The organism is Edaphobacter aggregans DSM 19364 (assembly GCF_000745965.1).
GTDB classification, from domain to species: domain Bacteria; phylum Acidobacteriota; class Terriglobia; order Terriglobales; family Acidobacteriaceae; genus Edaphobacter; species Edaphobacter aggregans.
In genome coordinates this window covers 1-12,009 of the sequence record NZ_JQKI01000148.1, presented here as the reverse complement: position 1 = coordinate 12,009, position 12,009 = coordinate 1, and the positions used below count along the sequence as shown (strand labels likewise).

Genomic DNA, 12,009 nt, shown 5'->3' with positions numbered 1-12,009 from the left:
CGCCATCGCCTGGAGTGGCTGGGCAAGATCCAAGAGCCCGGCGTGCGCCGCCGGGCAGAGTTCTACTACGCAGAGTTGGACGCTTTGCGCTCGCTCCGCTTAGTAGTGCGGAGCGAGCTACTGCTGGAGAGCAAGAAGCACAACGTATCGACGCTGTTAAGTCAGATTCCGTCGATTGGCCCCATCCGGGCGGCCCTGCTGATCGCGCTGCTCCAGACGCCGGATCGTTTTCGCACCAAGCGACAGCTCTGGGCTTACAGCGGGTTGGCGATCGAAACCCACGACAGCGCAGAGAACCAGTACGTTAACGGACAGCTTCGACGCCAGGTATCTGAACCCACAAACAGCTTGAGTGTTCCCATAGTTCAGTTCCATCCCGTGGATCCGATCCCAGCGGTGGTTTGCCCGGTACCACTATTCCTTTGCCGATCAGAGCAGCGTAAAACTTCTGGAACGGCCCGGTCTTGATGGCGGCAACTGCTGAGGCGCTCTTGAACATTCGGGGCGCATGATCTGCGCCGGACCTGCGCCAAGCTCTGTCGCAAGAACGGCGGAGCTATGCCCCAGCAAAAACTTAATCTGTTCCAAATGTTTCAGCACCTGTTCGATGAGATCTGCAGCGCGATCTGGTCCGTCCAACTGCTGGATAGCTCTCTGCAAGACCTGGGCCGCTTCACGGTATCTGGCATCTTGAAGCACGAGCATGACTGCTTTGCGAAGCCGGGCCGGGTTTAGCCTGTGCCGTGAAACCACCACGCATGCTCCGCGTGCCTTGAGCCTCGCCGCCACCCCGGGTTGGTCGTTGCCGAGGGGCACGGCCACCAGCGGCACTCCCTCGGACAGCGACTCGAGGACCGTGTTCAGGCCGGCATGCGTGATCACCAGCGCGGCCCGCTTCAGAATCTCCAGTTGGGGAGCAAAGCGCACCACCAGCGGATCGCCGGCCAGCTTTCCCAGTCTTGCCGGATCGAGTCCGCCACCCAGCGAAATCAATAATTGTGCGCCGAGTCCGGCACAGGCATCTGTGATCGTTCTGAAGATGGCTTCCGAACCATTCTGGAGAGTGCCCAGCGATGCATAAATGAGTGGGCGTCCGTCGAGGCGGTCCCAGGGGAAGTCGACGGCAGGACGCTGTTGAGCGTGTAAGAACGGCCCGGTATAGTGAAGCCCGGGTGGCTTTTTGCCGCGGATTTCGAACTCCAGTGCTTCAGGCAACTGAGTAATTTGCGCCAGAGGCGATAGCCCTTCCTCGGGACGCGTGAGGGGCTTCAGTCCCCATGCGCTACGCTGCTGGTTCACTTCTCTGAAGATGGGGGTGGCGATCCGCAAAAGCAAATGAATTGCAAGGCGGTTACGCAAACGGCTGAGCCGATCCTGTCCCGCCGCCCAGCCGAGCCAGAAGGGCGGAAACCGGTCGTCGGGGAGCAGGGGAGGAATCAAGGCGATGGAGATCCAGGGCAGGCCTAAATGGTCTGCCACGTTTCCAGCAAACTCGGCCTCGTCGACCAGCAGCACTTCTACGTTGGCTGTCCGCACCGCTTCCGGCCCGTCGCGCAGGATCATCCGCGTCGAATTCCTCACCCGCTCCAACGTAAATCGAAAAGCCGCGATCCCCTTTAACCGCGCCAATTGCTGGTCCAGCCTCTTGAGAGTGCCGGGCGGATAGTCTTCGGCGCCGATCCGATGAAACTCGATACCCGCAGCACGCACACCTGCTTCGGTGTCCGCGATCCCGAAGATCACGACCTCATGGCCTCTCAGTCGCAGGGAATGCGCCAGCGCGGTCATCGGATTGAGATGACCGGTTCCCGGAAAACAAAATGCCCCAAATCTCGCCATTGCCCTCTTCAATAATTCATTGATTTCAGGTGCCAGTAATAACTGCTACGGTAACAGGCGTCCCGATTCCGCTGCAGAGGTCGAACTGCAGCGGGGTGCGCCCGCCGATGAGAGCGATCTGCTGGAATGGGGCGCGGGCAAAGCGCCGCGCCGCATCTGCGTTCTTAGCCCCAGCAACTTGCCACACCATCGCAACGGTAAGATCCCCGGCGAGCACTGGGCGAACGGTTCCTGTGCGAGATCGGCTAATCGTGCCTCAGCGCATCCACGGGTGAGAGTTGCCCTGCGCGCAACGCCGGAAGCGCTCCGGCAATCAGCCCGGCGAACACCGCGATTCCCACCGCCTCGGCAAGAAGCTGCCAGTGGAGTGACGCCGAAACGAGACTCGCGGTCCGTGGCAAAGCCGCCAGCACCTGCAGAGCACACCATCCTAAAGCGATACCGAGAAATCCCCCGCCCAGGCCAAGCGTGACTGCTTCAATCTCAATGTGCGCCAGCACCTGCCATCGGTTCCAACCCAGAGCGCGCAGGATGCCGATCTCCCGCGTGCGCTCGAAAACCGACATCGCCATGGTGTTGGCGATTCCCAGTATGCCGATGAGGAGGGCGAGCGAAGAGGTGCCCCAGGCGGAAGCGTGGGCCAGCTTCACAAACTGATTGTCGCTGGCGCGCTCCGCTGCGGGAACAGCGCGCATTCCCGGCAGAGCAGCTTCGATCTCAGCCTGCGCGTGCTTCAAGTATTGTTCCGGCGTTTCTCCGCGAGGCGCTGGGCGCAGCCGAACATCAATCGTCGAAACTTTGCCTTGCAAGCTGCTTAGCTGTTGCAACTGGTCCAGCGGCATGACAACCGCGGCCGCCTCAAGCGTTGAAGCGCCGTGATAAATGGCAGTTACCGTGAATGGCGTGCCCTGAATTTCAAGAATGTCACCGGGGGCCTTCTTCAGATCCTGAGCGAGCATATCGCCGAGTATGACTTCGGCGCGGCCGTCGCGAAATCGCCGCCCGGCAAGAATCTGCAGAGAACCAAACTGAAATGCATCGTCCTTCCAGCCGTATACCAGCGCATTCACGTCCGGTGTCAGGTCCATCAGGTTAAAGATCGTGGGCGAGGCCTGCGCCACATCGGGCAAATCCCTAAGCTTTGCCGTCGTCGACTCGTCCAGCGAAGTGTTCAGGAAGGTCCCCTGAATCACGGCGATGTCAGTGCCGCTGCTGGAGTAAATACGCAACCACTGCTGTTCGAACGCGCTCGAAAAGCCCACCAGGCCTACAAACGCGCCCACCGCCATTCCGATTCCAGCCAGCGTGAGCAGAGTCCTCAGCCGCCGGCGCCGCAGGTTCTTCAAAACAAATCCCGTGAACGACAATGATTTGGCCATGAAGTTGGAATGCGTCCTTTTGTCTTCGCGTTGAAGAAAGTTGAGCTGCGAGTTTGTCGCGGCGGTGTTCGCCGCGCCCATTCAGAATAAGAGGTCCAGGGTGTTATTTCCAATTTTCGACCTCCGGCCGCCAGATGCCCTCCGCTATCGCGACGTAGATTCGCATCCGCGCAAGCTCTGTGCTGCAAGGGGTGCGCTCGGCCTAGTCGTCGGCGAAGGGCTCGATGGGTTGCGTCTGGCTGTCGACTTTCCCTTCCCCCCTACAGCCATCCGGACTTGATGCGTTCCGGCACAACGTATCTCAGTAGCTCAGCCGGGCCCGGATTGCCGACTGGGACCCCGCACCATGCAGACGCCTAAGAAGGCAGGTCGCCTTAACCGATAGCGCTTTCTGACCCCATGGCTAGTGCGGCCATTCCGGGTATTTCGAGTAAAGTTATCCTCTCGCCGCCCCGAGGAGACAATTAGCTCGACACTGCTCGGAGGCTATAATGAGCGGTAGCGCAGCCCGTCGCACAGGCACCCAGCGGTCATGATTCGCCGGCCTTCTTATTGTTCGCGGACTAAGGCCGGTTTTGAAATGAACAACGAAGAGCTCATTCTAGTTACGGGCGCAACTGGCTTCCTCGGAGTGCAGCTGGTGCGCGAACTTCTGGAGCGGAAGCCGAACGCCACACTGGCGCTGCTCATCCGCAACAGAGCCGGGCAATCGGGTCAGCAGCGCGCTGATTCATTCATTCCTTTGGCGGAGCGGTCGCGCGTTCAGGTTTTTTCTGGAGACGTCAGCCAGCCTAACTGTGGGCTGGATCCAGCCTCCTACGGGCGCCTTTCGGCTGAAACAACCCGGGTGATTCACTCCGCTGCCACCGTGCGGTTCGATCATTCGCTCGACGAGGCACGCCGCATTAACGTCGAGGGCACCCGGCATATTCTCGATTTTGCGGGCGGCGCGCGCCACCTGCGATGCTTCGCCTACGTCGGTACAGCCTACGTGGCCGGCGAGCGCTCGGACCTGGTGCGCGAAAACGAGCTTGCCGTGGGCCAGAGCCATCGCAACACCTACGAACAAACCAAGGCCGAGGCTGAGGCCTTTGTACAATCGCGTCTCGGTTCGCTTCCCGGCGTGATACTGCGTCCCAGCATCATCGTCGGGGACTCCAGAACCGGCGTCACCTCCAGCTTCAAGATGATGTACTGGCCGCTGAAGATCTACGCACGACGCCTTTGGCGCACCGTCCCTGGCTATCCTGACGCGGTACTCGACATTGTGCCCGTGGATTTTGTCGCCAGTTCCGTCGCGCAACTCCTCTTTGATGAAGCCGCCCTGGGCTGTACAGTTCACCTCTGTGCCGGACCGCGCGCCAGCGCGACTATCCAACAAGTTGCCCATCGCGCAATGGAATACTTCAACGGTCCCGAGCCGCGTTTCGTTGATCCGAGATTCTTCTTCGCCGTGGTGCGGCCGCTTCTGTTTCTCTCTCTGTGGGGACGCAAACGTCGTGTGCTGCGCGACGGCCGCGCCTACCGGGATTACTTCACCATGCGCATGCAGTTTGACACCAGCAATGCCGAACGTCTTCTGCAGCCTGCCGGGGTGAGTCCGCCACCGGTACTCGATTATCTCGACCACCTTTTCCATTATTGTGTGGCCAGCGACTGGGGCCGCAAGCCGGACTCTGCGCAATGAGTATTATCCAACGCTATCAACTCGCGCGGGACCGCGGAGTCACGGTCGCTAATCTTGTGGATGAGTCGGTTCGTCGGAAAGGGAATTGCGAAGTCGCCGTATACGAAAGCGGCGTCTTTCATCTTTCCGATTTGCACGCAGAAGTTTGCTCCATCGATGCTTTTCTGCGTCAGGCCATCGCGCTTCGCCCGGGCCAGCTTGTTGCCATCTACCGCAGCAACAATCGGGAATGCTTCCATTGGTTTCTTGCCATTATCCGCGCGGGAGGCATTGCGGTTCCGCTGAATCCGCAGCTCTCCCTTGCCGAAGTGCGCCGGATTCTCGCCGATAGCGGCACAGAGATTCTCGTTACCGACAGAGTGGTATTTGAACGGACCATCGGCGATCGCCAGGCCCTTGATGTGCGCACTTGGATACAGGCAGATGATGAGAAGGAGACGCTCGACGGATTCCTGCGCGTCTCCGAGACTGATGCGCCGTTACCACCAGTCACCATCGATCCGGCCGCAACGGTTGCCATCTTTCATACTTCCGGTACCAGTGGATTTCCCAAGGGCGCAGCCTTGTCGAGCAACGCATTGCTTGGGGCGCGCGCGTCCACGGTACTCTCTGGGATATTTTTGGGCCCGCGGGACCTTGCGCTCGTAGCGTTGCCCTGGTCACACATAATGGCTGTGAGCATTGCTCTGTACGGCCTAATGGCGGGTATCCGCGGATGTTTTCTCGATCGCTTCGATGTCGATGCTGCGCTGGACCTTGTTGAGCGCTTCCGCATCACCGCCTTTGTTGGCGTGCCCACCATGTTTGCCCGCCTGGTCAACAGCAACCCCGCACCTGCACGCTTGGCGAGTGTGCGTGTTTGGCTCTCCGCCAGCGACCACCTTCCCTCCGAAGTTCGACTGCGTCTGCGTCAGTTCGGAGCCCTATTCCGGCTGCTCGGTGGTTGGCGTATCCCACCCATTCTGCTGAACGGCTATGGCATGGTGGAGTTGGGCGGCCTCGCCATGATGGGCATTGAGTTGCCGTTGCTGCGCGGGAGTGGCGACCTGTGTCTCCCCGTGCCGCCGTTTCGCATCCGCCTGGTCGATGAGAATGGCCAGACCGTGCCAGCGGGTGTAGCGGGCGAATGCCAGATTCGTCGTCGCGGTCTCGCTCCGCACTATTGGAAGGACAAGGGCGATGCTCAGGGCCTTCTTACCGGCGACGGCTGGTTGCGTACCGGTGACCTGGCCACGCGCAATCGCCTTGGACTTATCCGGCTTGTGGGGCGCACAAAGGATGTGATCAAGTCGGGCGGCTACTCAGTGTACGTTCGCGAACTAGAAGAAGCAATCCTGGCCCATCCTGCTGTGGCCCGCGCAGTCGCGTTCGGCCTCCGTCACCAGGAGAAGGGCGAGATCCCCGTGGCCGCAGTTGAATTGCAGCCGGGTTCCTCTTCCGAAGAAGTTGACCTGCTGAATTGGTGCCGCAGCAATCTCGCGGCTTATAAGGCGCCGCGGCGCATCTGGATTCTCGCCCCCGGCGACCTGCCGCAGAATGACAGCGGCAAGTATCTTCGACGGGTGCTGCAGGAGCGATTTTCAGAGCTGATGGACTGAAGTCGCCGTTGCCGGCCTCACCCGTTGCTCGATTCCTTCCGCAATAGTGCAACGGAGTCAGATTGTTACTGGGATCTCCACGGGGGTTGCGACCGTCACCATCTCGCGAATCGAATCAACGACGAGTCCGGGCTCATCGAGATGGATCCAGTGCGCGCTGGCCGACGCAATCACCTGCCGCACATTGTCCCCGATTTGGTCGAGACACAGGTCGGAGAGAGGGGTCGACTTTCCGGGCGTCAGCAACAGTACCGGGATCTCGCGAATGGGATCGGCGTCCTCCATCTCACAAACTGTTTCTGGGACTGCTTCCACATGGCGTTGCATTCCGGCGTAGTAGCTCGGCCGCGACCAATGTGCGGCGACAATAGGCCACACCTCCCTGGGCATCTTGCCCACTTCTTCCGTGACCCGTTTCAGAACATGGAGGCCCCCGACCCCTGCGGCACCAGCCAGATGCCCCGAGATCCGCCCAGAACGGCATAGCAGAGAGGTTACGGCGAGTCGGGCCAGTCCAAAGTGCGCAATCGGAATCGCGTAACCAGAGAGTTTCTTGCCTCGATCGATCATGGATTGCTTGGCTGGATTGAGTGGCGGCCACTCTTCACAGCGCATCGGATCGATCAGCACAACGCCTGCGACATCTTCCGGATAGGTGACCGCGTACCGGCGCACCACCAACCCGCCGAAGGAATGTCCCACGAGGATGTAGGGCGGCTTGATGCCGGCCGATTGCAGCATGGTGTGCAGTTCAGCCGCGATGTTTCCCGGCGTGCGCACAGTGGAGGATGGGCTGCTCCAGCCAAGGCCGCTGCGATCATAAGACGCTGTGGAAGTGAAGCGAGAAACAGTTTCCTGTATGTGATGCCAGTTCAAGTTGGTGGCCGCGATGCCGGCCTCGAAGAGCACGGCAGGTCCGCCCGATCCCTTCTCGACCACGTAAAGCTTTCGCCCTCGCTCAATTTCCACCCAACGACCCGGACCGGTATACCGCCTTCGGTCAAGACTGCCGCCGATGCATTGATAGAGGAATCCCGCGACGAGCAACGCCGCAACGGCAACCGAAAATACGAATAGAAGGGTCATGGGCGATCCTCGAATTGGCTGATCTGCTCGGGACTGAAGTCCCTGATGCTGAGGTTTGCTTTTGTGCTTCCGCGTTCGATAATCAGGAGGGTCGATCCGGGGCGGCCATGTATCTTCACTTCCACCTGTCTGGCTGACCAGACTCCGCCCGATTGGCTCAAACCGAAGTATGTGAATTCCTTCACGATTCCCCCATCTTTCAGCGTCTTTTCCAAATAGATGGGGTAGCCGATGGTGTGGTCGAGCCACGTTTGGACCTCGGCATAGTGCGAATGATCCAATGCGCCCGGTGTACTCTTCAGGACATCGCAATCGCGAGCGCCAAATCTGGCACTCTTAAGAATCGTCTGGCCCTGCCAGTAATACTCCGGCTGGAGAAAGTCCTCATAGTTGAAGTCGCTGCCGAATACACTCTCGCTCCACTTATCAAAAGGCAACGAGGCTGGCGCGGACTCGTGTGGACGGAAAATCCGGATCGTATTCTGGCCGTTGGGCCGCATTTCAAGCAAGATAGTCACCCGCGCATCCTGGCGCGCATTTCCCGCCGGCGTCCGGGGTGGGACGATCTCGACGAGCGCGCGCAGAACGCCTGGAAGCCAGTGCGCCTTGATGGTAATGGCATTGCTGACTCGATTCCCACTTGCATCCACCCGCACCAGGCGTCCGGTGGCGCGAAAATCCGCAGTCTCAATGCGCTGCCGCGCGACGGCAATCACCGCTCGCGCATCTGCCGCGTGCGCTGTGGTCGCAATGAGCAGCATTGCCGCAGCCACAACAGAGGCGAGTCTCATGGCACGATCCTTCCATCATGGATGCGGATGTGACGTGGCGCGGAGTTCGCAATCTCGTCCTCGTGCGTGATGACAATCAGCGTCATGCCGCGGGTCTTCTGAATGCCAGTGAGAATCTCCATAATTCGCGCGGAGTTCGTGCTGTCGAGATTCCCCGTGGGCTCATCTGCCAACAGGATCGAAGGGTTATTGGCCAGCGCCCGAGCAATCGCTACGCGTTGCCGTTCTCCCGCAGAGAGTTCATTCGGATGCTGGCGCATTCGGTGCTCCAGCCCCACTTCACGCAGCAGTGCCTCGGCACGTTCCTCGCGATTGCCGGCGCCATTTCTCGTAGCGAGCATGGGGGCCTGCACGTTTTCGACAGCACACAAGGTGGGCAGTAGGTAGAAAGCCTGGAAGATGAATCCAATATGATGGCAGCGATACGTGTCGAGGCTAATAGAGGCGCCCAGAGGCGCACCGCGGAACAGGACATCGCCGCTGGTGGGGGTATCGAGCCCGCCGAGCAGGTGGAGCAGGGTAGATTTACCACTACCGCTGTGTCCGCTAATGGCAACGAATTCGCCAGCGTTGATGGAGAGATCGACACCGCGGAGAGCCTCGATTCGTCCTTCGTCGTAGTCCTTGCGCAGTTTGCGTCCTTCCAGAATGGGACTACCCATGGCGCAGCGCCTAAACCGGGAAAAGGCGTGCGCCGCGCCAGGCTGGAAACGCTCCGACAGTCAGTCCGGCCAGCATGGCAATGCCCAGCAATTCGTCTTCAAACGCGCGAGAAAAGCCCACCAGACCAACAAATGCGCCGATCGCCATACTTGCCCCGCAGAATTTCATGAGTGTCAGGAGAAGTAGGCGCCCAAAATCCTTCCGGGCAAATCTTGCTAACGACAATTTAGAGACCATGGGTTGAGGTGCGTCCTATCGTGTTCGTGTTCGGGAAGAATCGAGTGCCAGTTTATCCTGCAACTGCCGCTGTGTTTATTGCTAAATTTTACTTCCAGACTTCACTACACCTTGATTGCGCGATTGGCTCCTGGGTCAAGCCCTTACTGCGACATCCAAGATTTGCAGTCTTTTGAGGCTCATCTAAGTGTTAGACGCATGAGTGAAGAAAGAGTCTTGCAACGCGCGAGGGCTATCGGCTCGCTCCAAGCAGTGCTCGAAGAACGATGAATTGCCGATTGCATAAACAAGTACCTACACATGCGACAGAGTTGGAAAAGTATATAGGGAGTCGTTCGGAAACCGCTGCATTCTGTCTCTCATCCGCGCGAAGCCTGTGCTACAGAAGTCAGAAGATTCACTTCAAGTGGCTCGGACAGTAGTGCCGAAGCTTTGCCGAATATCTCCGTAAAATGACTGCTTGCCGCGTGAGCATCGAGATGCTTTTGGCTCTCCCATAGCTCGTTGAATAGAAATATGCCGGCTAAGTTCGACTCAAACAACTCATAATACTTCCAGCCGGCCTCGGCACGCGTCGGCTGTACCAGCCCACGCCGCAACGCTTTCAACTCACCACCTTTGCCCTGCTGAGCCATTGTTCTTTGTAGAGCGTGACCGGAAACCGGCCCATACCGTACAGAGAGAGCCCACCCTTCTCGCTCACCTTCAAAAATGTGCGCATAAGCAAAAAGACAGGTTGAAGGCTCCGCTTTCAACCTGTTTCCTTTGTGCGGGATCCGCTGTAACTAACTGTATATGAGCAAGTTGCACGTATCGGGACGTACAAATTTAGGACCGGTCGAGATTCTCTGGCGTTGTCCAGCGTTGTCCCTGATTACCATCCAGTTGTTGCACCCAGTTGGTGCACCTGTCGAGGTGCTGGGCACTTGCCGGTGTCGGTTGGCAGACCAACCTGTCCATACCTATTCCGATGACGCACAGGGGAGCGCAGGTCCATTGCGGGTTGATTTGGCCCCTTCCCCGGTCCCCATTCCCTACCGAAAAGACCTCCCCGGCAGTCGGGACTTAGAAGAGGTCCTTCATGCTGGTCGCAGCCATCTACGATATCCATGCAAACCTCCCGGCTCTGGAGGCTGTGCTCGCGATGGGCGATTTCTCTTGACAGAATATCCGGACGTGCTCAAACTAAGTGAGCTTTGCTGATCCTGCACTCCTCCCGGTCATAGCCTCGGGCCTCGCACAGTAGATTCTGAATCACAATTTAGACATTTTGTTCTGAAGTGCAATCTTAGGTTGCGCGCAGGTGAGCCGGCATGACCCCGGCCTGCGACCGGCAACCGGACCGACGGCAAGAGAAAGTGAGGATAAAATGGATGGACAAGACGGAGATAATGACGACAATACCCCCAATGATGAGACCGTGGGGGCCATAGGAGCTGCGCTCCAGGACATCCAGATCAGGAAGTTCAGCGTGGAGCCCAGGGCAATTTTGATTGGTGGAGGCTGCGTCGTCTCTTGGCACGTAGTGTTCGCGGAAAATGTTGACGCGGAGCTACACCTGAACGGAGCGTTCGTCACCACTATTGGCACCAAACACTTCCAGCCAACGCAGTCAACGATTTTTAAGTTGTCAGCAGTGTTCCCCGACGGAACCGAAAGGGGACTAACGTCCACCACTGTTCGTGTCGATCCCGTCGACTGTCAGAATAGATCGATTGGCTCCGGCCTCATAACCAACCCGTTTAAGCAGGAATTCGACAGGCGCTTTAGCGTACCCGGAAAGGTAACCTTGCGCGATAACGGCAGCATAGTAAGCCTCGGCGACAACCGAATCAATATTGCGGTGCCCGTCGAGATCAATGTGCCCGATTGGTTCGACGCAAACCTGGACCTCGCAATCGAACTGTCTGTAAGGCACATATCTACGACGGGGAACTCACCGCTCAGCGTAGCCGTACATAATGTCAATTTCGAAGTGGACTGGTCGTTTCTTGAGAATCTCGCCAGCCTGGGCTGTGGCCATCTTGTCGAGCTGGGAATGTCCCAGCTCGGTCAGGTACTCATGGAAAATATGATCGGCACTGAGCTGGCCCCTCGGGTCACCGGCGAGTTAAACAAGATTGCTAATGCGCAGCGCGATCTGGTGCGACAGCAGGACCCCCAGCAGCGGCCACACCAATTTACCAGTGTGGCGATCTCGCCCGACGGCCTTAACTTCAGGCTTTGCCCAGCATAAGTCGACTGCGCCCTGCTTCGGCGCGGGCCCGCAGGCTGTCCCAGATACGTTCTGAGGCTGCTGCTGCGCCATAGCCAAGCTACTGTCGAGCATGGAAACCACAAGCCTGACCTGGATCGTGGAGCGCAGTCTTGCTTGGCTCGGGCGCAATAGGCGATTGAGCAAAGTCTACGAACTCAGAGTGGGGGTCTTTGCATAACGCCCCGAAAAGGTTCAATTCAGATTCAAGCTGCTGATGCAGCGTCTCGCTGGGGTGCCCATTCCGTCAATCCCTGAATGATGGCGTCCAGGCTGAGGAGGTCCGGCTGTTTCTGGAATTCGTAACGCCCATGGAGATTGATGTGCTGCCAGGCAATCGGTGAGATGTTCTTGATTTCGTCGATGCCTTGCATCTGTCCCGCTTTTTGCTTGTGTTCCAGGAGACGAGACAAGATGGAGGCGTTGTAAAAGATGATGCAGTTGGGGATCAGGCGGCTGCACTCAGACCACAGAT

13 protein-coding genes are annotated in these 12,009 nt (G+C 58.5%); 4 read left to right on the top strand and 9 right to left on the bottom strand.

The features are described 5' to 3' along the window. Window positions 1-468 (top strand): transposase (locus tag Q363_RS39220; protein ID WP_157467645.1); only part of this gene is annotated, 468 nt, incomplete at its 5' end. On the opposite strand, the gene Q363_RS26970 is transcribed toward Q363_RS39220, so the two are convergent. The 3 genes from Q363_RS26970 to Q363_RS26960 are packed head-to-tail and all read right to left on the bottom strand — an operon-like array spanning window position 430 to window position 3,299. Then, window positions 430-1,851 carry a glycosyltransferase gene (locus tag Q363_RS26970; RefSeq protein WP_245632499.1) on the bottom strand — a complete coding sequence of 474 codons (1,422 nt, stop codon included), beginning with the start codon at window positions 1,849-1,851 and terminating at the stop codon, window positions 430-432. The genes Q363_RS39220 and Q363_RS26970 overlap by 39 nt on opposite strands. 13 nt (window positions 1,852-1,864) lie before the next feature. Next, on the bottom strand, window positions 1,865-2,056 hold the full coding sequence (locus tag Q363_RS26965; RefSeq protein WP_035356916.1) for a hypothetical protein: 192 nt from the start codon (window positions 2,054-2,056) through the stop codon (window positions 1,865-1,867). Window positions 2,057-2,084: 28 nt separating this feature from the next. Beyond that, window positions 2,085-3,299, bottom strand: coding sequence for an ABC transporter permease (locus Q363_RS26960; protein WP_035356915.1), 1,215 nt, complete (start codon window positions 3,297-3,299; stop codon window positions 2,085-2,087). A gap of 499 nt (window positions 3,300-3,798) precedes the next feature. Here Q363_RS26960 and Q363_RS26955 point away from each other — a divergent pair, with 499 nt between their 5' ends. Then, entirely contained in the window at window positions 3,799-4,905 is a 1,107-nt protein-coding gene (locus tag Q363_RS26955) for an SDR family oxidoreductase (RefSeq protein WP_035356914.1), read from the top strand. After that, a complete protein-coding gene (locus tag Q363_RS26950; RefSeq protein WP_035356913.1) occupies window positions 4,902-6,503 on the top strand; it encodes a class I adenylate-forming enzyme family protein in 1,602 nt (533 codons plus the stop codon). Before Q363_RS26955 ends, Q363_RS26950 begins: the two co-directional genes overlap by 4 nt. A 57-nt stretch (window positions 6,504-6,560) precedes the next feature. Here the strand turns inward: Q363_RS26950 and Q363_RS26945 are convergent, their stop codons facing one another. From Q363_RS26945 to Q363_RS26930, 5 genes are all read right to left on the bottom strand, one after another. Continuing rightward, a complete protein-coding gene (locus tag Q363_RS26945) occupies window positions 6,561-7,442 on the bottom strand; it encodes an alpha/beta hydrolase (RefSeq protein WP_245632498.1) in 882 nt (293 codons plus the stop codon). Window positions 7,443-7,585: 143 nt separating this feature from the next. Further along, a complete protein-coding gene (locus Q363_RS26940) occupies window positions 7,586-8,380 on the bottom strand; it encodes an outer membrane lipoprotein-sorting protein (protein ID WP_035356912.1) in 795 nt (264 codons plus the stop codon). Next, window positions 8,377-9,042: an ABC transporter ATP-binding protein gene (locus Q363_RS26935; protein WP_035356911.1), complete on the bottom strand. Its 666-nt coding sequence runs from the start codon at window positions 9,040-9,042 to the stop codon at window positions 8,377-8,379. Before Q363_RS26935 ends, Q363_RS26940 begins: the two co-directional genes overlap by 4 nt. Window positions 9,043-9,052: 10 nt before the next feature. After that, window positions 9,053-9,190 carry a hypothetical protein gene (locus Q363_RS41295; protein ID WP_157467643.1) on the bottom strand — a complete coding sequence of 46 codons (138 nt, stop codon included), beginning with the start codon at window positions 9,188-9,190 and terminating at the stop codon, window positions 9,053-9,055. 449 nt (window positions 9,191-9,639) lie between these two features. After that, window positions 9,640-10,035, bottom strand: a complete 396-nt coding sequence (locus Q363_RS26930) for a putative quinol monooxygenase (RefSeq protein WP_157467641.1) — start codon at window positions 10,033-10,035, stop codon at window positions 9,640-9,642. Between the two features lie 614 nt (window positions 10,036-10,649). Between Q363_RS26930 and Q363_RS26925 the strand changes: the two genes are divergently transcribed. Further along, window positions 10,650-11,516 (top strand): hypothetical protein, encoded by an 867-nt coding sequence (locus tag Q363_RS26925; protein ID WP_035356910.1) that lies wholly within the window; start codon window positions 10,650-10,652, stop codon window positions 11,514-11,516. A gap of 224 nt (window positions 11,517-11,740) precedes the next feature. Here the strand turns inward: Q363_RS26925 and Q363_RS26920 are convergent. Further along, a partial coding sequence (locus tag Q363_RS26920) for a Tn3 family transposase (protein WP_035356909.1) occupies window positions 11,741-12,009 on the bottom strand: 269 nt, incomplete at its 5' end.